This is a genomic window from Bacteroides sp. GD17, assembly GCF_038448625.1.
In the GTDB taxonomy this organism is placed as follows: domain Bacteria; phylum Bacteroidota; class Bacteroidia; order Bacteroidales; family Bacteroidaceae; genus Bacteroides.
The window spans coordinates 439294-463255 of record NZ_JBCEZS010000002.1; the positions used below are offsets into that span (position 1 = coordinate 439294).

Consider the following 23962-nt stretch of genomic DNA (forward strand, 5'->3'; position numbering starts at 1 on the left):
AATAGTCTATAAAATATACTGACCGGAAGCATGATTATTGGAAATATACCTGACAAAGTAAGATTCTTCTACGATAGAGAAAAACACATACCATGTTGTATTATTATTACGTTGATAAGTAATATAATACATGTCCTTACCATATCGTTCAAAAAAAACAGGTGCTTTTTTCTTCAATTTAGAATGAATATTTTGTTGAATATCAACAATTAAATCTTCCACATAAGAAATAGCGAAAGGATAAGTACCCAAATACTCCTTTTCTATAAGTACTTCTATAAGTTCATATAAATCCTCTTCAACTTCAGGTGCAAATACAACTTTCATTTAAACAAAGCCTTTATACGAGGACGAAGTCTGTTCAATAATTCTTCACCTGAAATAGCACCTCCGATATCATCACGCTCCCCAATTGTAATACCGGAATTTATCTTGCATTTAGTATAAGCAACCATAGGTTCGTTTACCTCCTGTCGCTTAGATTCCTGTTCTTTATATGCTCTGGATTTACTCATTCTGTTTAGCTATTTGCTACAAAGGTAATTTACAGTATTGAAATATCCTAATAATCATTCGCATATTTGTGTTTTCAAATACAACTTCTTCACAAACTTCATATCATGGGCAACCATTATCTTCACCAACTCAGGAAAGCTCGTTTTTGTAGGATTCCAACCTAATAAAGTTCTCGCTTTCGTAGGATCACCCAGTAACTGTTCTACCTCACAAGGACGAAAATACTTAGGATCAACTTCAACCAAAATCTTACCGGTATTTACATCAATACCTTTCTCATTTACACCTTCACCCTCCCAACAAAGGTCAATACCAACTTCCAGGAAAGCCAAAGTGGCAAACTCACGAACTGTATGCATTTCACCGGTAGCTATCACAAAATCTTCAGGAACGTCATGTTGAAGTATCAACCACATACATTCCACATAATCTCTGGCATAACCCCAATCACGACGGGCATCCAAATTGCCTAAATACAATTTATCCTGGAAACCTTGCGCAATACGGGAAGCAGCTAAGGTGATCTTACGGGTTACAAAAGTCTCCCCTCTTCTTTCACTCTCGTGATTAAACAAAATACCATTAACAGCAAACATACCATAGCTTTCACGATAATTCTTAGTTATCCAGAAACCATACTGCTTGGCAACTCCATAAGGACTCCGGGGATAAAAAGGTGTTGTTTCCTTTTGAGGAACCTCCTGTACCTTACCGAACAACTCGGAAGTTGAAGCCTGATAAATCCTCGTTTTCTTCTCCAAACCAAGAATGCGAACGGCTTCCAACATACGGAGTGTACCAACAGCATCCGATTCTGCCGTGTACTCAGGTACATCAAAACTAACCTTCACATGGCTTTGGGCAGCAAGATTATAGATTTCATCCGGTTGAACCAACTGAATAATTCGGATCAGCGAACTGCTGTCCGTCATATCTCCATAATGGAGATTGATAAGACGGTCTTTTTTCATATCACGTACCCATTCATCTAAATAAAGATGCTCGATACGCCCTGTATTGAAAGAAGAGGAACGGCGAAGAATACCGTGAACTTCATAACCTTTTTCGATCAAAAACTCAGCAAGAAAAGAACCATCCTGACCAGTTATACCTGTAATTAATGCTATCTTTTTCATAAAATTTATTCTCTCGTAAATATGAATTCAAATACCTTTATAAAATATTTCAGAAACAATAACGGCATGCAAGTCCATATACCATTTTCTCTGCATGCACGAACTATCTCCTTGTTCAAAAGCAAATTACTCTTGAAAGATGCTGTACTGGTACCTCCCGTTCTCATTTTCATAAAATCCAAAGGCAAATATTTTGCTTTCAATTGATGAGTATATAGAAAACGTATCAATAGCTCATAATCAGCAGCTATCCGATAATCCGTTTTATAATAGCCAAATTCTTCAAAATATTTCCGATAAGTAAAGAATGTAGGATGCGCAGGCATAAAACCATAACGAAAATATCTTGGAGAAAAGTTCTTGGATGAATAATAGCGTACCGTTTTATTTAAGTTATCTGGATTGACAAAGCGAACATCTCCATAAACAACCTGTATTGTTTTATCCTGAAAAGATTCTACGACTTTAGTTACAATATCTGCTCGATGATAAAAGTCATCAGAGTTGATGATACCAACAATATCTCCCGTAGCCATATGGATGCCCTTGTTCATAGCGTCATAGAGACCTTGATCTCTTTCACTAATCCACTTTAACCGTCCATTGAAAGTTGGCTTGTATTTCTTAACAATATCCATTGTCTTATCTTTAGACAAACCATCAATAATAATATATTCAATATCTTGATAAGTTTGAGCAAGGACTGATTGAATAGTATCACTAAGAGTTTTATCACTATCGAATGTAACGGTGATAATAGTAATTTTCATTATGTATTTTTAGACAATAAATAAGCGTTTTTTATCACTCCTGGAATTCTAGCCACAAATAGTTTAAAACTGTATTTTAATGGGTGCTTAAGATACGTTACAAAGTATGTTATCATAAGTAAGATAGTAGTATATATTATCTTATAGACACTTATTCTTTTTCTCGAAGCAGACCCAGAACGTTCTCGTACATAATAAATAGCGTCATCTGTAGCAAATCTAAGACGTGAAAAACTGTCTGTTATGGATGTTATAAATAAAGCATCCTCCCCATTTCTAAAATGAGAATTAAAACGGTGTGTTCCAATTATATTGCGATGTATCAATTTTGCCACAGGAAAAGCTAAAAAAGAACGACTAATAAAAAAAGATGCATTTTCATATTTATCCTTGTCTTTTAGATGTTTGCATATAAAAAAGTTTTCTCTTCTCTCATTGAAGTTTTTTTTAAAGCTATAAACATTGCTCATACTAATAGTATCCACCGTAGCTTTTTCTAATAATCTCTCCAAATATGAAGGAGAAACCAAATCATCATCATCAATAAAACAAATAAATTCACCTATAGCCGTTTGAATTCCAAGATTACGTGCATTAGATACCCCACATTTACCGTTGTATAATAATTTAAAATTAGGATATGGCGATATCATTTTTTGAATCCACGAGTAGAATGGTTCTTTAGGACCATTCAGTATAATCAAAACCTCAAATTCATTTAAAGTTAAAGTCTGATGCATAACAGAATTCAAACACTCACATAAATAACTTGCGGGCTTATAAGATGGAATAATAACAGACACTTTTATCTTATCTTCCATAATGAAACGTCATCTAAAATAAATAGATTGATACAGATATTCTTTATTAGGAAATAGTAAAGTCTTAACCATATAAAATGCTATAAAACTTAGTACAATAAAAAGACAGGTTTTAAACATTCTGTTATGATATAAGCATTTCAAATAAATATAGATAGGTAGAACAGCAACCAATACAAATAATTGTCCTATTCTATCAAATATAAAATTTTCCAGAAAAAACAAACGAATAGAATATGCAATAATACCCATCCTATAGAGAAATCGATCTTTATCATCTATTTGATAATTAGAGATGGAGTTCACAGATAGCAGGTAAAGAGGGATAAATATCAGTTTTGTTACTATATTTATTATATCATTTGATTTATTAAAATTCCCATCAATATAACTAGAATAAGTAGCAGGAATAAAATTACTGAAAAAATTTATGATCCAATTTGAAGATCCTAGCAGAGAAAAAAAGGTACCAATTATAATTAAAATAAAGAATGCTTTATTGCTTGACAGCACCCTCACATGAAAAAACAAACAAAAAAGTAAAGCAAAATAAGATGAAAAATGCAATCCTCCTGCTATTATTATCCAGAAAATATATTTTAAATAAGATCTATCTTCACAAAAATTAATTATCGCATAAGTTATAATATATATTGCAGAATATTGTCTTAATCCATTTAACTGATTATTAAATGCTGAAGATAAAGTTATATAAAGTAGAACAAACAAAAAAACTGTTTTGTTTTCTAATCTAAAAAGGATTTTAAAAAAGAAAACAAAATTAATAAAATAGAAAACAAAGAATAATCCTTGCGGTGAGAGACCTATGTCGTGACATATTTCTATGATCCAAGCAAACAGCCATTCCGACTTATTATAATAGTAATCAGAAGATACATTTTTGAATATTTCGTAATAGCTAAAATAGTCAGTTCCAACGCCATACTGTCCACCACATATCAATAACCATATAAACCACAAAGGAGTAAACAACAAAAAATAATATAAAAATTTTTTTTGTATATTGGAGTGCTCATATACATAACAAAGTTTGCTAGAACACCATAATGAATATAATAAATTTAAAGTAAAAATCATCCAACTTACAGAGTACTTTCTGCTATTTCATTACAGATACACTACAGATGCTGTACTAAAAGATCCACATGTGAATATTAATGTATTTTATCTATAGCTTTCCTTAATTCAAATAAATATTGTTTACCATATTTCAAATCTGGTTCAAGATAATTACCTTCTCCCCATTCATTCCAAGCTTTAATAAAAACCAAATTATTTTCAGGTGCTCGAGTAGAAACAGTTCTAAATATGTTATAACACAAATCTCCCCACTTTTTAGGAGTACTATTTATCAAAATGATCCCTTTATTTCCACTCCGTGGAGAATGATCAAAATTAGGATCAATACAAGGATGAATTTGCTCAGAAACTTCATAAGAAGCCATAACTGCTCTAACATATTCATCATATTCTGTTAGATGAGGAATTCCCAAGATTCTCCTTTTTGTTTGAATAAATATTTTCTTTGCAATATTATGATTCTCTGGCGTCAATATATTCTCAAAAACAATGCCGTCAAGACCTTGGGATAAGTAATTGGAATATTGATTTTTTTTTAATGCATAACCCCAAAAATAAAATCCCTTCAATTTATTCTCTTCTGCTAATCTATTCCAAGTATCAATAAATAAATCTAACTCAGGAAAATCCCAAGGAGCAAAAAATCCAAAAATTAACTTCCCATTAACTCTCATATATCTCTTATCTCTGAAAGCAGGAAGCATTGCATAAAAATGGTCAATATAATCTTGTATGCCTGGATAATCCTGTTCTATTAATAATTTATTGGGCTTATTGGGGTTCCATGTCTTTTGATACCAAGAATGATTTGCCCAACACAAACAAAAAGGGAAATCCGGCTTACCACTTTCTACAACTTCCGAAAAAACCCTATCTAACAAACGGCGTCCTGAGAACCAATAATGCCAATAACAAAAACCTTCTATTCCTGCATCTTGGGCAAGCAAAGCTTGTTGTTCACGTACTTCTGGTATTCGCAAATCATAATATCCTAAGTCTGCAGGTACTCGAGGTTGATAATGCCCTTTGAACAAAGGCTTTGCATTACCAACATTCGTCCATTCTGTAAATCCTTTTCCCCACCACTCATCATTCTCCACTGTTGGATAATACTGGGGTAAATAAAATGCAATAATACGTGGTCTACTCATGTCTTTATATAATAACTCTATTCATTTTTTAATAGTCCTTTTTTCAACAATTTAGCTATTCTCTTCCGACGAGAAATATCATGCATTTTCTTATAAAGAGAATAATAAGGAAATGCCCAATAAATAGATTTCGGACAAGAATATTTTCTCAAAAAAGCATATAACTTCACAGAAAGACAGAATAGAGGATAAAAAACGTTATCTTCCATGAGTATCATATTTTTTAGCTGTTGCAAATGTTCATTAGAATCTTCTCCCAATAGAGTATATATATACACTATCCTTCTACGAATAGACCACTTGTTTTCGATTTTCCAACCTATAGGCAATTCTTTAAGTATTTTATGTATAAAATACAGATGAGAATCATAATGTGACACATTATAAATACTTTGTGATATAGAATTTGAATGAGGAATTATTCTAATATAATAATCTATGCGAGCATCATACGCATAATCATACTTATTTCCATTTATCATATTTCGAATATTAAAATCCGCATCTTGCAGAGATAATAAATGCTCATCCCACATTATACCTTTCTCGACCAAAGATGTAATTCTATATATATTGGTAACCACTAGAAATGGCAAATTACAATCAATAAGATGTTTTAAATCATCTCCTTCAGTCTTGATCCCCACATAATCATTTTCTCCTTCTCCAATCTTACCAGTAAAACTCATTGCAGGAAATACTGCAAAATCCAAATCTTTATTTCTTTCCATAAAGTCAACTCTTTGTTGAATGTTATAATCAGGTATCAAATCATCAGAATCAAAAAATATAACATATTTTCCTTTTGCATAGCTAAGGCCTATATTCCGGCAAACAGGAGCACCTTTAGGGTGCTTATCACGTTTATAAAGATAAATACGTTTATCAACAATAGTAAACTGATGCAGCATTTCAAGAGTATCTTCAGTAGAGCCATCATCTATTAATAAAAGTTCCCAATTCTGAAATGTCTGATTTATCACACTATTTATCATTGAACTAACCAGCTCTTTCCTATTAAAAATAGGTATAATAATAGAAACTATGCATTTTGCCATACAACTACAATCTCCCATCTATTACTTCTCTATCCAATGTCCCCTTTACATCATACACCACTCCATTATTCATGGCCAAAAAGCTACGCATATCAAGAGCTAAGAACTCTTTATGTGCTACAGCTAATATTACAGTGTCAAATTGTTTTTTCAAACAATCCATACTACCATTTACCAGTTCTATACCATATTCCTTCTCTACCTTTTTAGAATTTGCCCAAGGATCATAAACAGTAATATTGTTTGTATATTCTTTCAATGTCATATAGATGTCTATTATCTTAGTATTCCGTACATCAGGACAATTCTCTTTAAAAGTGAAACCTAATATCAATATCTTACTATCCTTCACCAATACGCCTTTCCTGTTCATCAGTTTTATCACTTGGTTCGCAACATAATCTCCCATTCCATCGTTCAAACGACGTGCAGCAAACATTACCCGAGGAAGCACCCCATACACTTGTGCCTTCTGTATCAGATAATAAGGGTCAACACTGATACAATGTCCCCCTACCAGACCAGGCTTCAACTTAATGAAATTCCATTTGGACGAAGCCGCCTCTATCACATCATTTGTATCAATCCCCATAGCATTGAAAATTTTAGCAAGCTCGTTCATAAACGCAATGTTGACATCACGCTGAGAGTTTTCTATAATCTTCGATGCTTCGGCCACCTTAATAGAAGGAGCTTTGTGTGTACCGTTCACCAACACTGAATTATATACTCCGTCTACAATATCTGCAACTTCGGGCGTAGAACCTGATGTCACTTTCTTTATCTTTTCCACAGTATGTTCCTTATCCCCCGGATTAATACGTTCCGGAGAATAACCGGCAAAGAAATCCTCATTGAACTTTAATCCAGAAACACGCTCTACAACAGGCAAACATTCTTCTTCGGTGACACCAGGATATACAGTAGATTCGTATACCACAATATCCCCTTTTGAGATGACCTTGCCCACAGTTTCACTTGCTCCCCACAATGGGCGAAGATCTGGGCGGTTGTTCTCGTCTACAGGAGTAGGTACTGCAACGATATAGAAGTTACAGCCTTTTATTTTTTTTATATCGGTAGTACAAACAAACCCATTCTTCTCAATAGCTTCTTGAAGTAATTCATCTGCTACTTCGAGCGTAGCATCGTGACCTTTCATCAAGGTATCTACACGATCTTGATTCATATCAAAGCCAACTGTTTCAAACTTCGTAGAGAACAAACGAGCCAAAGGAAGCCCAACATAACCGAGACCGATTACGCAAATCTTAATTGAATCCATTATTATAAGTATTTATCGAATCACATAAATTTTGTGTAAAGATCTTCCCGTCTTCTTTATACAAATGATTGCCGTCTATAGTGCGGTATTCTCCACGATCATTTCTAAAAGAAAAATAAGGGATATCATATTTAGCGGCAACCGTTCTCATATCCTTGTCGAAATCTATCCAATGCTTGTCTTCAAGACAAAGCATTCCGGAATATACCGGGATTCGACATAAATACACATTTCCGTAGTTTTTCAAATATTCAATAGTTTTTTCTAACCATTTCAATCGATACAAAGATTTATTTATATGATAAGTCTTATATAGAGCTAACTTTTGTTTTATATTCTCTTCAACTACGGAATCAACCATAGAAAAATTAACTCGGTACCAACCATCATCTTCCAATTGACTAAATTTACTACACCATTCCGAATCTCTAAGATGAAAATAATACGCAATATATTCCCAATTAGGTTTCATATGCAAGCACTTAATTTCATTTAAACATGAAAAAGTCTCCCTATAATCCTTAGCATCCCATTCTTCTTCTTCAGACAAGCTCCAAGGATCTACCGCAACAATAAATAAGCCCATTTTTTCTTTAACCGAAGTATCCAATATCTTCTTTATAGCATTGAAATAAATTTCTCCAAAGGGAGAAGAAGTCACTGTAAAGCTAAAATTATAAATAGGGAGCTTGATATTAGTACTGTCAGCAAAGTAGTTATTGATAACTTGGGGTTGTATCCCCTGCGCCGATCTTGAGGTACCTAGCACTAAAGATGTCTGCCTTCCGACAGTAAATCTTTTGTAAGCCCAATCGGACATGCCACTATAATCAATGATAAAACAAGCTAGAATAAAGAATAACAAAATCGAGCCTGAAAAAAGCAAAGTATTGACAATGAACTTTTTCATATTAAAATTGGAAATACATAAACGGGACAGTATGTCCACGAAGAAATAATATTGATATTACCAGAATCTCATAAATCAGATATCTCACATATTTATTACGGTATGTTTCAACAAGGCACAAACCATATTCTAACTTTCGGCTTTTCCACTCCAAAACTAAAATTGTCAAAGAAAAGAAAAGCAGACATAAGAATATATTCTTGGAAACAACGAATGACATAATTTCACTATAAGTTGGCACTTCAATCAGTGTGGAAAACATCCGGATACAATACTCCCCAGCTTCCGTTATATTCACCGATGCAAATAATATTAATCCCAAAGAGACAAGTAAATAAGTTGAAAGCATCTTGCAAAAGTCCCGAAACAAAGGTGTCCCATATTTGCTCTCAACCAGTTTTGTCTTCTTAAAAAACGATCCATTATACATTAATGGGATATATAACAAACCATGATACAACCCAAATAATGCAAATGTCAGGTTAGCCCCATGCCACAAGCCTATCAATATAAAGGTTATAATGATTGCCAGAACAGAACCAAACTTATTCCAGTTTCTGAAATAGATATTCAAGGGCATAAATACATAATCCGTCAACCAAGAAGTTAATGACATATGCCAATTTTTCCAATATTCAGCAATATTCCGCCCTAGAAAGGGATAATTGAAATTCTTGGCCACTTTTAATCCCAATAATTTCCCGACTCCGATAGCCATATCCGAATAACCGGAAAAATCCATATACATTTGGAAAGGATAAAATAGAACATTCAATAATAGAATAGGCCCAGAAAACTCATGGTATGAATGCCATACATTTCCTGTTATCAGAGCTAAATTATCCGCTATCACCATCTTCTTGAACATGCCCCAAAGTATCTGCCGGAGTCCGTCAACCGCCATGGAATAACTAAAGTTTCTGTTACTTTCCAACTGAGACAAAAAAGCTTTCGGGCGGTCAATCGGACCGGATAGAATCGTCGGAAAGAAAGAAATATAAGTGGCAAAGGATATAAAACTCTCACAAGAAGGAATGCGTCGGCGATGAACTTCTATTACATAACTGATTAATTTGAATGTAAAAAAACTGATACCTAACGGCATAATAATTGAGAATGTATGCCAATCGGTCCGTAACCCTATTGCATTAAAGAAACTGCCGAACGACTCTATAAAAAAGTTCAAATACTTAAAATACAAAAGTATTCCGACTCCCAGTAAAACGCCTATAACAGTCAGAAGAGAAGCTTTTTTCTCGCATTTATCATTATAGTAGCCGATAGCAAGGCCGAGTCTGTAAAATAACAAAGTTGCCACTAATAACAACGGAATCATTTTCCATTCGGCACAGCCGTAGAAAAAATAGCTTGCTATCAACAGCCATACATTTTTCCATTTATACTTATCGGGAAAAACAAAATAATATACAGCAAATACGACCGAAAAGAAAAGTAAAAAACTAAGTGAGTTGACAACCATATCTTTATATTAGAATTTATTTACCAATTCGATGAATCCCGTCTCTTTTTTATATAGATAACAAATAAGTTTATTTTCCATTGCAACTGCCTCGACAGGGCGAAAAAGGGGAATATAACCTTGATTTTCAGTCAACTCATTAAAAACGTTTTTAATATCATCAACTTCATAACATACATGATAAGGAGATACACCATTCTTTTTCAAAATCTTATTTACAGAAGACCGCTCGTCAACAGGCTCGACCAATTCTATTTTTGGAAAATCCTGTTTAGTTAAGAAACAAATTTTTACACGTTGAATATCATCTTCAATTATAGGACTCACCTGATAACCCGCTTGTAAATAAAGCACTGAAGTATCGGCTATGCTATCCGTCACATAACCGATATGGTGGAATTTCAAATTGTCAATCATCGCTTTATTTAGTGAAAATACAGTCAATCATTTCTCCCACATTATTCCAAGAAAGGATTTCCTTTGAGGTAAATTTTATGCCGAAAGATTTTTCTATGGCAACAATCAATTGGATATGGGATAAGGAATCCCATTCCTCAACGTCGTCCGCCGTCGTTTCATCATTCAAAACGATTTCGTCATTATCCAATACATCACGAAAGATATCCTGCACTTTCGCCAAAACGTCATTCTTTTCCATTTGATATAAATATTAGTTATTTCTTTATGATATAGCATTCACTTTCCCGATAAGAATTCACATCTAATTCAAACCGACGGGATACGGAGTCTTCTACGGGAGTAAAACCCAAGCGGGGATAATGTTCCTCCACCATTTGATTCTTCGCCGTCGGTAAATACTCGCCGATGATATGTTTGAAACCGTATTCCTTCGCATAGCTTACGATCGTGTTCAGAGTAAAATTCTCCATACCGCGTTTCAGCACGCGGCAACTCATAAACCAGGTATCAATGAAGAGGTTTTCCGCATCCAGCTTCTCCATGATAACGACACAAATCAAACCGTTATCACCAAACTTGTCCGACAACGTGAAAGAGAAAGTGGCATAACGGTCATCATTTTCTATGGCCGATATTTCGGCTTCCGTGTAACGGACGGTACGGAGGTTAAACTGATTACTGCGCTGCGACAACTGTGCCACGCGGGGAGTATTGAACGAATCGAAGCCTTTCACTTCAGAAATCATATTCAAAGATTTCAGGAAATCGGCTTCGTTGGTGAAACTTTGTTGGAGGGATACACGTTCGGCTTCTATTTGATACTGTCGGGTACGATCTTTGTCACCTTCGCTGTAGGAAGCCGTCTCAAACAGATTCAATGAATAGAGATATTCAAGATATTCGCCCGGATCCTCGGGGAGTTCGGGTACCGTTACTCCCGGTATGTGTTCACGCACCATGTTACGTTCAAAAGGATTGTCGTCCAGAAAAACCATCGAATCGAAACCGATATTCAGAATACTCTGAATAGTGCGGATATTATCAGCCTTGTTCTCCCAATTGGCCACAAACACAGAGATATCATCAAGTTTCAACACCATCTCGGGATTCTTCTCGAAAGGCTCTTTGGCTTTGGCTTCATCGTTCTTGCTGCATACGGCAATAATTATTCCGCGATTCTTCAGTTTCTTGACCCACTGCTGGAACTCGGTGAAGGCTTTGCCTATACCCAAGCTGTGACCGATTTGGATATTTTCCCAGCCGTCGTCGCCGACAACTCCTCCCCAAACGGTATTGTCCAGGTCAAGAATTAGGCATTTCTTGAATTTGCCTTCGGCGGCACAAACGATGTCGAGTGTGCGAGAAGCCACATAAGGCAGGGAATCAATACTGAGAATCATTTCGGTACTGACATATACATTACTGTCGAACATAAAGTCGCGCCCCCATTTGTTCTGGATACCCGCCAAATCACAGATAAACAGATTCGGGAAGTGTTGCGCCAGATTCATCAGTTCATAATTGAGCTTGCGAAGCTGATAAGTAAAAGAAGAAGGAACTTTATTGGCATAACTGCCGAAAATGGTATCTTCGATCTCGGGATAGTTATAATAGATAATGCGACCTGGAACGGAACTGCAGAGAGTACGGATAAAGTCCAGCCGATTCTCCGCCAAATTTTCCTGTTCGGAAACGGGAAGTGAACCGTATTTTTCCAACAGTTTATGGGTGGATTGGAACACAACCGTATAATCGGCTCGGAAGCCGTGTAAATCCGAAGCCATGTCCAAAACCTGACGTTCCACTTGATTGTATTCCGCCTCCCACAAATCTAGGTTATATCCACACTCATAACCCATACCGCGTATGGCAGCGGAAAGGAACTGGGTGGCAGCATCACCTAATAAGGCAATCTTAAAAACGGGAAAAGAAGAGCCGTCTTTCTTGAGATTACGCTTTAAGTCTTGAAAAGTTTTCATTTATTTTTTTATTTTATAACACCTCAATCACCATCTACAAACATTTTATTAACTGCATAGCAATTGATTATCCTTTATTGATAAAAAGAAGCTGATTATTGTTTCAAATAGGATGCCAATCTACTATTCATTCCAAACTATTTTCCACATCTGTGAAGTCTGTTCCTTAATTTTAGTAACTTGTTTTTCTAAGTGTTGCCTGATTAAACGATTGTTTTCAGGTTGAAGATATTCCACAATCTTATCATCTACATTATTAAGTTCTAAAATACTATTCTCCAAGCCATAATCCCTAAACAGTTCTTCATATTTATGGCTCCAACTAGTGGCCAGGCAAGGAACACAAGAATTTAATGCAGAAGCCACTCCGTGAAAACGAGAAGTGATACATAAGAAAGAGGATGCAATAAGGCCTTTTACTTCTAAAGCATTAAGACCAGTTACTACTTCTATATTATCATTCAGATGCTGTTGTACAGAAAAAGCCAATTTTTCATCTGCCATTCCTTCATGGTTAAGTAAATAAACTTGCTTACCATAACTCTTTGCCAAGCGAACTATTCTTAAAAGAGCTGCAAGGTAATCTTCCATTGATATCATACCCTTATCTATCATTCTCATATTGGGGATAATACACACAGCATCCCTTAAGGAAGCATATTTTTCAGGAAAACGTCCTTCAACCAAAGAAGTAAAATCCGTAAATAATTTAATCTTATCTTGATTTATAAAACATTGTGCCAGATAGTTCTTTGAAACCATTTCGCGAGGCATCACAACATCTGCATATTTGTCTATACATGAAATAATTTTCCTCGTAAACTCCTTTTCAACGGGACCAAAGGCTTGGGGAAGGAAAATAATTTTAGTACCTTGTTCGTGATAACTCCTAAGGATATGTTCCCAATAATATAAAGCACTGAAATTTAAATTCCACTGGTCAGAAAAAACGAAACCACTTCCGTCTATAAAATAATCAGCATTTTCTACCACAGTAGTATCGCTGAATATATGAGTGGGTAAATGCAAGATACGGAAAATACCCCTTATCTTGGAGCGAATTGCTATTGCTTTCCATTTAGAATATGGCTTATATTTTAAACTAATTCGCGTATCAACGTATTCCGGTCTCACTGATTTTTTCGAAATAAAGACTTCTGCTTGCGGATATTTCAACTCTATTTGCTGCAATATAGCATAAAGCATCAATTCAGCACCTTTATTAGTGGTCCCCAAGCCTGATAATACAATTTTCATTTTAAAATTATTCTATAAATCCGTTTTGCAATACGAATAATTATATTCTTGTTCATTCTCTCTTTCTTAATGGCTGCTTCTATCAAGCGATGAGCTTCCTCTACAATCATTTCCTTAGATTTCCTCTCACGTTGAAGAAATTGCTCCATTTCAATCATCGCTTTTTTACTATTTACAGAAACTGCTTTTCCTTTCTCTTGAGAATATAAATAAGAATCGCACTTTACAGGAAGAATTTGTAAAGCCGACGAATATACAGCAACCTGTTCCCTACGTTTTTGAATACCTTGCCCACGCAACATCTCCTCCAAATCGGCCTCACGCAACTTTATTTTTTTATACAAAATTGCATCATCAATTAATTGTTTCCCTAAATCGGTACGCACAATAACTAATGATTCACCATGTTGCCAGTCAATATTGGACATCCCCCAAGGATCACCTAATACTATATCTGCAAAAACATTTAATTTGTCATAACAAACCCGACAACGAGGAGAGGTAAACATATCCTTCAGTGCAAAGCGATAAAGATTCGGATATATATATTCTTCACCATTTTTATAAGTAACGACTAATGGTGCTGTTTTATAGGGATAATAAGTAGAACCATGATTGAAATCTTTACGTTTCCAATCTATCTTAACATATTCTCTTTTTTGATATGAAACCATTACATCTTGTAAGGTAGAGCCAAGAGTACGTTCACATATTAGGCCTATTCTATATTTCACTATAGAATATTTATTAGAAGTTCGCATCAAAGCTTCCAAACCTTGAATATGGCAAGGTAGTCCTACAATAGCAACTTTACTTTTATCTTTTACCGCTTTCAGGACAGATAGGATATCAACCGGAGCATAACAACTCTTTTGACAATCAAGCAATTGCTCCTTCTTATTGACTACTACTGACTCTACAATAGGAATATTTCTACCATAAGACATACGGCAAAGAACTGCACAATCTATAGCACCACTCTCAAATAAGTGCTCCAATAAGGTTGTACAAACTCCACCACTTTGAGCATTCTTATAGAATATATCATTAGTAGTTTTTCCGACATATACCTTCTTTATTGCTCCTATATACCTATCTGAAAAGATAGCATGCAAACCATAATAATCCAAAGACGGACATACTTTAGTACACAAACCACAATCCACACAAGTCTCGCTTACAGAAGCATACATTCTGCCTAACGAACTGAATTTAAAAGAAATAGATTCTCTTGGACAAATAGCTTTGCATGCACCGCAATTTGAACATAACAAAGCATTCGATACTATTTGGATATTATTCATGGATGAAACTTATGATATACTACACTTACTATTTTCTGAGATATCTTTTTTTTCTCATCCAGACTTAATCCCACAAAGCAAATCACAAGAGATGCAGAGCACACAGAAGTTATAAGTAAAATCCAAAGATTACTTGTCAAAGAAAATGAAACATAGAATGGAATAGCTGCTGCCAAAATGAAAACACTCCAACATTTAAGAAATACATTCCTTAAATATAACCCGGCAGATAACCCTATATACTTTCGACAGAAATAAAGTCGTTGAGTCAAGCACACTAGTTCAAGTCCAATAATCACCCAAATACTAACCAAAGGAGTGCCCCCAAATTTGAGAATAATATAAATAAAAGGGAGTGCCAATAGTTTTGTACTACCTACAATTATTTGATAATTTTTAATATTACCATTCGCTAGGATTGATGTTACTAAGAAACGAGATAAAGTATCACATAACAAATAAATAAATGTCCAACGTATAAAAACGACTGTATAATCAGGTACTACACTCAACCAAAGAGACAGTATCTGTGGCGTTGCAACCATGATAGGTAAAGAAAAAAAAATCATTAAATAAAAAGAAAAACGTCCTCCCTGGAAAATCAATGTACGCGTCCTGACATAATCCCTTTGTGCCACAGACATAGTTAACTGGGGATAAACTGCTGTCTGGAAATTACCCACAAACTGATAAACACCATTCTGTACTTGATTACAGATTCCTTTTGCCGCATTTATAGTAACGCCAAAAAACAAATTTAAAATAATATCAACCCCTTGATTACGTAAAACAGCAGAACCAGTTCCCCATAAATTCCACGATGCAAAAGAAAACATATCTCTAAAAAGTTTACCATCTATCTTTAAAGATATATGTTTGGCTTCCGCAAAATGGTTTTTACAATAGATAGAATAGACGGCACGTTGAATCATTGTTATAATCAATATGAAAATAGCATACGCAACTAATTTATCTGAACCAACCAACCATAACAGATATGCAGAACCTAGTTTTAGTACAGCATCTAATATACTAATATAGGCAAATGCGCTCATTTTTTCATAGGCAATGATCAAAGAATTATACGGTACTGAAATAATATTGATGAAAAAAGCAAAAATACTACATTGCATCACCCAGCCTGCAGCCGATAATCTCTCTATAGGAATATTTAGCTTATTATACAAGAACCACAGACCAAAAATTTCAAGTATAATTACAATGAAGATACCTAAAATAAGATGTAGAGTAACACTTGTTGAAAAAACACGAGAAACACGTTGTCTATCATTTTCCCCTAAAGCGTAAGTTATAAAACGTTGGGAAGCTCCAGCCATAGTTCCACTAAGCATGGAAAACATAGCCACAACTCCTCCTACCAAGTTATAAATACCATAATCATCGACCCCAAGAACATCCAATACAACCCGTGAAGTAAATAGAGATACAAATAGTAATATTAATACTCGTATGTATAACAAGAAAGTATTTTTTGCTATACGTCTATTACTTCCAATATTCACATCAGTCATAAAAAATGTAAAGGCCTATTATATGAGAAACATAAAATTTATTTTTCTATTTCTTCAAAAGGGTACGTATTTTCCTCAATATTCCTCAATTCCTCAACTATCTCCACCTGTTCCAAAGTCAGCCCACCTTCATCCCAAGTATCAATAATACCATGAGCTTCCTTTGCCAACTCTTCATCATAAACCTCACCATAGCAATAAGTCAGCAGGCGAACTTTCAGCAAAGAAGCAGGAAGCTTGGGAAGCACCTCCCAGCTACGGTCAAGTACATTCTGAACATATTGTTGCTTGCGGCCGTTATCATAAATAGTAGCGGCAAAAGCAACTAACAGGCCAAGGCAAAGCTCGGCTTCTTCTTCGACTGTGTTGCCACGAGTACCATAAAGATGAAGAGCTTGCTCGTAGACGTCACGATTCAAACGTGTAAACTGGTCCGCGTAAATGGGACTACCATCCATGCCTAAGGTTAGGAGTTGATGGGCAAGAGTGTATAAAGAATCCATGAAGAATTATAATTATAAATTATTTCAATACTTGAGAAGAGAAGTCTTTCAGAAAGCTTAGAATGACAAATAACATCAATCGCTGAACAAGCTTAGGATGACAGATTATATCAATCATTGGTTAATGGCTCGACCAACGACGAATGAATAAAAGTGGTAGCAACAGCCATGACACCTTCTATATTTACTACTACCCGACGGTCGTGACGAATGCGGACAAACTCTCCGATAACGCCTTTGAAGATGCCGTCGATGATACGGACTTTCTGACCTTTCACTAAATGAAGCTCGGCGGGTTCTATGTAGAGAATGGACTCATCGTGAGTACCGGCAACAAGGATGAAGCTACGCATCTGGGCATCGGGGATGACAACCGGACGGCAATATTCACGATTCATAATGAAACGTATGGGCAGGGAAGCTTCGAGCTCATCCTTCAAGAGGTCAATACGTTTGCGCGTGGAATGGATGAAGACAAGGTTGTGGATAGCAGGAACTAACTTGCGTACACGCTTGCCTCCCTTCATTATATAACTATACCGCATGGGAATGAAATTCTCTATCTGCTCTTTATCTAAAATGGCTTTCAAAGTCAGTTCGCGGCTATAGGAGACGCGAACGGCGAACCAATAAAGATCAGACGAAGAAAAAGACGATGTATTTCCAGATGAATTACTCATTATTATAAAAGAGGAGAAGAGAGCCTTTGTGAGAAAAAGGGGAAAGAGATTCTTCGCTTCGCTCTGAATGACAGGGAGAAAGAGATGAAGAAAACTCTATTTTTTCTTTGAAAAGGACGCTTACTACCTAAAGAAAGGATACTTACTACCTGAAAAAAGGATATTTATTATCTCAGAAAAGGATGTTTTTTAGGGACACCGGAGTAGTGAAATACCTCCCGGTCAAATTATGTAATGCGATTGTTTTCAGTAACTTATGCTGCATTCATATTATCTCAAAGCTTCCTACCATCACGGAAAAAGAAGCGGTGAAACAGTTATAGGACACTTTTTAGAGTATAAAAAGCTATAAACGAGCGAGTTAAAGACAGTAAAGCGTTCAATAAACGTTCGTTTAATGGACGCCTTTTCCAGCCCTCTTACATATCATGCTATTTTAATAGAAATACATGTTAAAATTCCAAATTGGGATATTGTGCAATAATCTGATATATAATCAGATAAGCGTTTTATTAAAAAAGATTATCATTTTATTCATCAGAATATTTTGTAATTTCATTTCTTGACGTTACCTTTGCGTCCATTAAACGAACGTTTAAAAACCACTTCCCCACCCCTATTCCCCTTTATTTTAAATACATACGCGCACGCGCGTAATACTCTCTCTTTTTTAAAAGAAATCCCCCTACATATATATTACAGTAATATACACAGCGACAGCACACGGCGATTTTTTTCTCAAGAGATTATTGTTTCAGCAGAACTACCGATATTAATTTTGGCAGAAAGTGAATAAACACTAATTTTGCGCCATTTTAACGTATAAACATTTTTAATCGTTAAACGAAATTAGAAAAAACAAATGAAAAATGTAATTTTAAAAAAGCAACGGTGATTGAGGAAGAACAGTACAACATCGCCCTGAAAGACGAGAAAATTAATGCAGAAAACTTTGCTTTAAGTATCAAACTAATGGGCAGCACACCCCTACCCGTGACGAAAGAGAGAAAGGAGATTATAGATGCCGCAGCCCGCATTATCCTTATCCTGAAAAAAAAAGGAAGAGCGACGGAAGTCAAGGAATGGATAGCATTCTTGATGACACAGTTCCAATTCCTGAACACAAGAAACGTCAGTAAAGAAATCAACTCTAAAAGTCTTGAAACAGAACTGTATAATCGAATAAAAGAACTGGAAAACGCCAAATAGCCGAACAGGCAAATCCGCATTCCGAAATTAAAGAAACAGCCCGCTTCCACTAAGCCGGGCTGTTTTTTTATTCGGATTTTTTGATATTATTTTGCAGTGTGTTCCCCAAGAGATAAGGAACAGCTGAGCTTATGAGTTCCTAAGTTTTCCATCATGAAGAGCTTACCGATTCACAGACTCTTCGAACTAATTTAAAACTTAAAAACAAAAGAACCGATGGAAGACATTACCATCACCCTACACAAGGGATTCTCTGCCGTGGCAGGAAAAACGAGTCTTAAAACAATCATTGAAGAAGTGCGCAATGGGAAGCATGCCGCAACCATACAACGCATTGTGCAACAAGCAGAAAAAGGAATGAAGAAGGAGGCAGAAAAACTGAAAAGGACACTCCCCTACCTTTCGCTGACCGCCAACTACGAAAAAGAACGGCTGCCCTACAGCATCGCAGGCTACAACCCCGTTATTACCATCGACATCGACGGGCTGAAAACCGAACAGATCAAAGCCGTCCGAAAGCTCCTGGAGGCCGATCCGGACATACTCGCCGCTTTCCTCAGCCCCAAGCAGCATGGTTTCAAGGTATTTGTCTACCTGCGCACTGCCTACGCCTGCAAACTGCGCGAAACGACCTTCAGCACGCGGGAAATCGGCTATACCGAACTGGAAAAGTATCATGCGCAAATGTACGAAGCCACGAGAGTCCGCATCGAGCAACTGACGGGAGTAAAAGTAGATACCAGCGGAAGCGACATCAGCCGGGGATTCTTCGAGTCGTACGACCCCGAAGCGTATCTGAACGAAGCACTGCTGGCAGCCATCCCGGACTACAATCTGCAGATCGTACCTCCGGAAAAGACAGTACGGCCCAGGAAAAAAAGAGCATCCGTCTCTCCCACATCCGCCACCCAGGTGGAGCCGTGGGAAATGATGGAATACCGCAAAGCACTGAGCACCACCAAGCGTTCGGACAAATTCGTGGAAGGAAACCGCGACAACTTCCTCTACATACTGGGCAACCGCTGCTATCGCAAAGGAATCAAGGAAGAGTCCGCCTGCCTGATGATACAAAAAGACTTCGGCAACCAAGACTTGAACGTACTGGACCCCGTACACAACGCCTACAGCTACACCAGCAAGACCGAAGCGGCAGAAAAAGCAAAGGAAGAGAAGCAACCCGTCATCAACCAGGTGATGGATTTTCTGGAAGAACATTACGGGATAAGAAGAAACATCGTCTTGGACCGACTGGAGTTTATGCCATACGACCGACCGGAAGAAGCCCGAAAAGGTTACCGTCCCATGCGTATCAAAGACTACAACTCCATATTCGTAGACCTGCAGATGGCAGGCATTTCCTGTTTCCAGAACTTCCTGAAAGCCGTGATCGATTCCAATTACGCCAAAGATTTCAACCCATTCCTCGGCTACCTAGACAACCTGCCGTCGTGGGACGGAACGGATTACATCCGCCAACTGGCAGACACCATACAGACCGAAAACCAGGAACTATGGAGAGAAGGATTCCGGAAATGGATCGTAGGCATGGTGGCATGTGCCATCCGCGACAAGGACATGAACCAGCTGGTACCCATACTCTACAGCGAACAGGGAAAGGGGAAAAGCACCTGGATACGCAACCTGCTGCCGCCCGAATGGAAAGAATACTTCTACAACGGCATGGTGGACCCTGCCAACAAGGACCATGCCCAACTGTTATCCACCAGACTCATCATCAATATGGAAGAGTTTGAAGGAGTAAAGCCCGGAGAACTGGCAAATCTGAAGAGATTCATCACCCAGGAAAACGTCACGCAACGAAAAGCCTACGATTTCGAAGCCTTCACCTTCATACGGCATGCGTCTTTCATCGGAAGCACCAACAACCGGCAATGTCTGCAGGACGTAGGCGGAAACCGGCGTTTTCTGCCCATCACCATCCGGCAGGTAGATTATCGTACGCCCGTAAACCATGCCGGAGTTTACTCCCAAGCACTGGCTCTGCTCGAAAGCGGTTTCCGCTACTGGTACGAAGGCGAAGAGATAGAGCAGCTGAACAAACATAATGAGTTGCACCGCATGAAGGATCCGGTGGAAGAGAATCTTTTTGTCTTCTTCCGCAAGCCGTTGCCGGAGGACCTGAACGTACGATGGATGCCGGCAGCTGCCATACTGACAAAGCTGAATGTATTCGGAAAGGTGCCGGTGACCCAGCATGCACAGCAGGTATTGGTACAAGCGTTGGAGAAATACGGTTTCAGAACAAGGATAAATGAGCAGGATACCACGGAATACGAGCTGGTGGATATTCAGCAGGATGATGTGGAGAACAACTTCAAGGAGCCCAACTCTTCACAGAAGAAAACAGAAGGAGGAAAAGGAACAGAAGAAGAAAACAAGTTGCCGTTCTGAATGAAAGGCTAATGACAAGAGAAGCCCCGTTACATATATTGTTATACAGAATAACATATATTGTTACGGGGCTTCATATATATTGGCATTTTCTTTACAAAGGATCAAGGTTCTCCCAAGTATTTCACCAGCAGAGATACTTCCCGGGGAGTAAAGCTACGACGGTAGCGGTTGTAGCCTACGGCGGCGAGTTCCTCTTTCAAGGGTTTGTTCAGGCGAATCCAGGCGGAAAGGGTATTGATGGCATTGGTAACGCAGAAGGTAGGGTTGTAGAGCATGGCAAGCTCTTCTTTGGTGTAGGTGCGGACGTGGAACGGACGGAGGTCTTCCGCTTCTTCTTTCTTTTCTTTTTCGATTTTCATTCTGATAGGTTTTAGTTGATTAATATGGTATAAAGGTAATGAATATCAGGGATATAAGCAAGAAATAGTTATACAAATAAGGGGGAATGGCAGGAGGATTCCGGTGAAACATCGGGAAAGGTGAGACAACGGAAGGAGCTCACGGGAACTCATGATAAAGAAGAAGGGAAAAGGGTACTTTTGTGGCAGAGAATTAGTTAATATAGTTTTTAACCTTTAATTTTTTAATTGTTTATGGGAGTACCATTCAAGAAGATTGCGAGGAAGGATCCTCGAAAAGCAGATGCGGTGGCAAAGTATTATCCGCAACTGGTGACATTGGGAGACAATGCGACGCTGGACGACCTTGCGTATGTGATGAAGGAGAAGAGTTCACTGACGCTCGGAGACATTCAAAGCGTGCTGACAAACTTTGTGGAAGCGATGATTACAACGCTCTACAACGGACAGTCGGTGAATGTGAAGAACTTCGGAGTATTCAGCTTGTCGGCACGTACGGCAGGGGTACTGGATGTAAAGGAGTGCACGGCGAAGAACATCAAGGCGGTGAAGATTAACTTCAGGCCGTCCAGCACCGTAAGACCGGACATCACGGCAACACGTGCAGGGCAGAAGATCGATTTCTATGACCTGGAATCGCTGGTGAATAAGGGAGAAGGAGGAAGTTCCTCCGGAGGCGGCTCGGACGACAACAAGCCGGGCGGCGGCGGTTCGGATGGAGACCAAGGAGAGAATCCGCTGGGATAAAATATAAACCTAAACTTTAAAATCTTATGAGTACAAAATCATCTACCTGGGATAAAATCCTGAAAATTGTCATTGCGATAGCTTCGGCTGTGCTGGGTGCACTGGGAGCGAATGCAATGAATGTGTAAAATGAAGGTGTTGTTTCCTTTCCGAAAGGGAGACAACACCTTTTCTCTATCAAGTATCACAAATCATTCACTTTTCCCTATCAATTACTCTTCTTATAACTCTTCACCGCCCACAGATTAAAGATCACCGCAAAAGAAGCCAAGGCACCCAACTGGGGAAGCAAATCGGAGAAACCACCACCACGAAGATAAACAGTACGCATCATCTCCACAAAATACTTTAAGGGATTGAGACGGGCAATCCACTGCGCCCACTCCGGCATGCTATGAATAGGAGTGAAAAGACCACTCATCAGCATCAGTATAAGCATAAAGAACCACATGACGAACATGGCCTGCTGCAACGTGGCAGAGTGATTGGATATCACCAGTCCCAATCCGGAAACAACCAGCAGGAACACCACCGCAAAACCATAGATCGTGAAGAAATGTCCGGCAGGCAGAATACCGTAGAGCAGCCAAGCAAGAATGAAACAAATCGTCAGTACCACAAAGCCTACCACCCAATAGGGAATCAGCTTGGCTGCAATGAAAACAAACTTGCTGACGGGAGTCACATTGATTTGCTCGATAGTACCTGCCTCCTTCTCTCCCACTACGTTGAGTGCCGGAAGGAAACCACAAATCATTGTCAGCAGCATGACCATAAGTGCAGGAACCATAAAGAGTTTGTAGTTCAGGTTCGGGTTATAAAGATTCTGAGTCGTCACTTCTACACGGGGAACAGACCTGCCCACCCCTGCCGATGCAGGCGATTCCTCCCTCAACTCGCGGGCATAGTCGTTGATGATGGCAGAGAGATAGGAACTTCCCAACCCTCCCTTCGTTCCGTTCACGGCATTGGTGGCAACCAGCAGGTCGGGGGCTTTCCCATCCATCCAGTCCTTCTCGAAATCACGGGGAATCTCCAGAATGATATCTGCCGATCCCACTTCGATGGCCCGCAGCGCTTCGTCGTAAGTTCCGGGAATATCCGTGGTACGGAAGTAAGTGGAAGCACCAATCTTATCGACCAGACGCCGGGAAATGACACTATGGTCATTGTCTACAATATTCAGGTTGATGTTCTTTATCTCCAGGTTTGCCGCCCAGGGCATCACGATCATAATCATGCAGGGGAAGATGAAGATCAGCTTCGGCAGAAAGGAGTTGCGGAACAACTGCTTGAATTCTTTTTCGATGAGATACTTTATCATAATAA

Annotated in this window: 25 protein-coding genes; 4 read left to right on the forward strand and 21 right to left on the reverse strand. The window is 38.0% G+C overall.

Going from position 1 to position 23962, the window contains the following annotated elements:
* Positions 1–6: 6 nt before the first annotated feature.
* The 19 genes from AAE250_RS05025 to AAE250_RS05110 form a co-directional block, all read right to left on the reverse strand.
* Positions 7–327 carry a hypothetical protein gene (locus AAE250_RS05025; protein ID WP_342288745.1) on the reverse strand — a complete coding sequence of 107 codons (321 nt, stop codon included), beginning with the start codon at positions 325–327 and terminating at the stop codon, positions 7–9.
* Positions 324–515: a hypothetical protein gene (locus tag AAE250_RS05030; RefSeq protein ID WP_294599012.1), complete on the reverse strand. Its 192-nt coding sequence runs from the start codon at positions 513–515 to the stop codon at positions 324–326. Before AAE250_RS05030 ends, AAE250_RS05025 begins: the two co-directional genes overlap by 4 nt.
* Positions 516–569: 54 nt before the next feature.
* Positions 570–1652 carry a GDP-mannose 4,6-dehydratase gene (gene gmd / locus AAE250_RS05035; protein WP_294599010.1) on the reverse strand — a complete coding sequence of 361 codons (1083 nt, stop codon included), beginning with the start codon at positions 1650–1652 and terminating at the stop codon, positions 570–572.
* A 5-nt stretch (positions 1653–1657) separates the two neighbouring features.
* Positions 1658–2422: a glycosyltransferase family 2 protein gene (locus tag AAE250_RS05040; RefSeq protein WP_294599007.1), complete on the reverse strand. Its 765-nt coding sequence runs from the start codon at positions 2420–2422 to the stop codon at positions 1658–1660.
* A complete protein-coding gene (locus AAE250_RS05045; protein ID WP_294599004.1) occupies positions 2422–3243 on the reverse strand; it encodes a glycosyltransferase family 2 protein in 822 nt (273 codons plus the stop codon). Before AAE250_RS05045 ends, AAE250_RS05040 begins: the two co-directional genes overlap by 1 nt.
* Positions 3244–3252: 9 nt before the next feature.
* On the reverse strand, positions 3253–4341 hold the full coding sequence (locus tag AAE250_RS23610) for an EpsG family protein (protein ID WP_366779565.1): 1089 nt from the start codon (positions 4339–4341) through the stop codon (positions 3253–3255).
* A 77-nt stretch (positions 4342–4418) separates the two neighbouring features.
* Complete coding sequence (locus AAE250_RS05050; RefSeq protein ID WP_294599001.1) at positions 4419–5495, reverse strand: glycosyltransferase WbsX family protein; 1077 nt, start codon at positions 5493–5495, stop codon at positions 4419–4421.
* Between the two features lie 17 nt (positions 5496–5512).
* The gene (locus AAE250_RS05055; RefSeq protein WP_342288746.1) at positions 5513–6571 is read right to left on the reverse strand and encodes a glycosyltransferase family A protein; all 1059 of its coding nucleotides are present in this window, start codon (positions 6569–6571) and stop codon (positions 5513–5515) included.
* The gene (locus AAE250_RS05060; protein WP_294598995.1) at positions 6558–7838 is read right to left on the reverse strand and encodes a nucleotide sugar dehydrogenase; all 1281 of its coding nucleotides are present in this window, start codon (positions 7836–7838) and stop codon (positions 6558–6560) included. The genes AAE250_RS05055 and AAE250_RS05060 overlap by 14 nt, the downstream gene beginning before the upstream one ends.
* On the reverse strand, positions 7825–8748 hold the full coding sequence (locus AAE250_RS05065; RefSeq protein WP_294598993.1) for a hypothetical protein: 924 nt from the start codon (positions 8746–8748) through the stop codon (positions 7825–7827). Before AAE250_RS05065 ends, AAE250_RS05060 begins: the two co-directional genes overlap by 14 nt.
* Before the next feature lies 1 nt (position 8749).
* The gene (locus AAE250_RS05070) at positions 8750–10228 is read right to left on the reverse strand and encodes an MBOAT family O-acyltransferase (protein WP_294598990.1); all 1479 of its coding nucleotides are present in this window, start codon (positions 10226–10228) and stop codon (positions 8750–8752) included.
* A 9-nt stretch (positions 10229–10237) separates the two neighbouring features.
* Positions 10238–10645 (reverse strand): VOC family protein, encoded by a 408-nt coding sequence (locus AAE250_RS05075; protein WP_294598987.1) that lies wholly within the window; start codon positions 10643–10645, stop codon positions 10238–10240.
* 4 nt (positions 10646–10649) lie between these two features.
* On the reverse strand, positions 10650–10886 hold the full coding sequence (locus AAE250_RS05080; RefSeq protein ID WP_294598984.1) for an acyl carrier protein: 237 nt from the start codon (positions 10884–10886) through the stop codon (positions 10650–10652).
* Between the two features lie 16 nt (positions 10887–10902).
* Positions 10903–12627 carry an HAD-IIIC family phosphatase gene (locus AAE250_RS05085; RefSeq protein WP_294598981.1) on the reverse strand — a complete coding sequence of 575 codons (1725 nt, stop codon included), beginning with the start codon at positions 12625–12627 and terminating at the stop codon, positions 10903–10905.
* Positions 12628–12750: 123 nt separating this feature from the next.
* On the reverse strand, positions 12751–13884 hold the full coding sequence (locus tag AAE250_RS05090; RefSeq protein WP_294598978.1) for a polysaccharide pyruvyl transferase family protein: 1134 nt from the start codon (positions 13882–13884) through the stop codon (positions 12751–12753).
* Positions 13881–15188, reverse strand: coding sequence for a Coenzyme F420 hydrogenase/dehydrogenase, beta subunit C-terminal domain (locus AAE250_RS05095; protein WP_294598975.1), 1308 nt, complete (start codon positions 15186–15188; stop codon positions 13881–13883). The genes AAE250_RS05090 and AAE250_RS05095 overlap by 4 nt, the downstream gene beginning before the upstream one ends.
* Positions 15185–16720 (reverse strand): lipopolysaccharide biosynthesis protein, encoded by a 1536-nt coding sequence (locus AAE250_RS05100; protein ID WP_294598972.1) that lies wholly within the window; start codon positions 16718–16720, stop codon positions 15185–15187. Before AAE250_RS05100 ends, AAE250_RS05095 begins: the two co-directional genes overlap by 4 nt.
* Positions 16721–16758: 38 nt before the next feature.
* Entirely contained in the window at positions 16759–17223 is a 465-nt protein-coding gene (locus tag AAE250_RS05105) for a UpxZ family transcription anti-terminator antagonist (RefSeq protein WP_294598967.1), read from the reverse strand.
* Positions 17224–17333: 110 nt separating this feature from the next.
* Positions 17334–17903 (reverse strand): UpxY family transcription antiterminator, encoded by a 570-nt coding sequence (locus tag AAE250_RS05110; RefSeq protein WP_294598965.1) that lies wholly within the window; start codon positions 17901–17903, stop codon positions 17334–17336.
* A gap of 891 nt (positions 17904–18794) precedes the next feature.
* On the opposite strand from AAE250_RS05110, the gene AAE250_RS05115 reads away from it, so the two are divergent.
* Both AAE250_RS05115 and AAE250_RS05120 read left to right on the forward strand, forming a co-directional pair.
* Positions 18795–19112, forward strand: a complete 318-nt coding sequence (locus tag AAE250_RS05115) for a hypothetical protein (RefSeq protein ID WP_294598962.1) — start codon at positions 18795–18797, stop codon at positions 19110–19112.
* A 216-nt stretch (positions 19113–19328) separates the two neighbouring features.
* Entirely contained in the window at positions 19329–21524 is a 2196-nt protein-coding gene (locus tag AAE250_RS05120) for a VapE domain-containing protein (RefSeq protein WP_294598960.1), read from the forward strand.
* Positions 21525–21628: 104 nt separating this feature from the next.
* On the opposite strand, the gene AAE250_RS05125 is transcribed toward AAE250_RS05120, so the two are convergent.
* Positions 21629–21886 (reverse strand): DUF4248 domain-containing protein, encoded by a 258-nt coding sequence (locus AAE250_RS05125; protein WP_294598956.1) that lies wholly within the window; start codon positions 21884–21886, stop codon positions 21629–21631.
* A gap of 234 nt (positions 21887–22120) precedes the next feature.
* On the opposite strand from AAE250_RS05125, the gene AAE250_RS05130 reads away from it, so the two are divergent.
* Both AAE250_RS05130 and AAE250_RS05135 read left to right on the forward strand, forming a co-directional pair.
* Positions 22121–22633, forward strand: coding sequence for an HU family DNA-binding protein (locus AAE250_RS05130; RefSeq protein ID WP_294598953.1), 513 nt, complete (start codon positions 22121–22123; stop codon positions 22631–22633).
* 26 nt (positions 22634–22659) lie between these two features.
* Positions 22660–22761 carry a smalltalk protein gene (locus AAE250_RS05135; protein WP_294598950.1) on the forward strand — a complete coding sequence of 34 codons (102 nt, stop codon included), beginning with the start codon at positions 22660–22662 and terminating at the stop codon, positions 22759–22761.
* A gap of 80 nt (positions 22762–22841) precedes the next feature.
* On the opposite strand, the gene AAE250_RS05140 is transcribed toward AAE250_RS05135, so the two are convergent.
* Positions 22842–23957, reverse strand: coding sequence for an ABC transporter permease (locus AAE250_RS05140; protein ID WP_294598947.1), 1116 nt, complete (start codon positions 23955–23957; stop codon positions 22842–22844).
* Between the last annotated feature and the right edge of the window lie 5 nt (positions 23958–23962).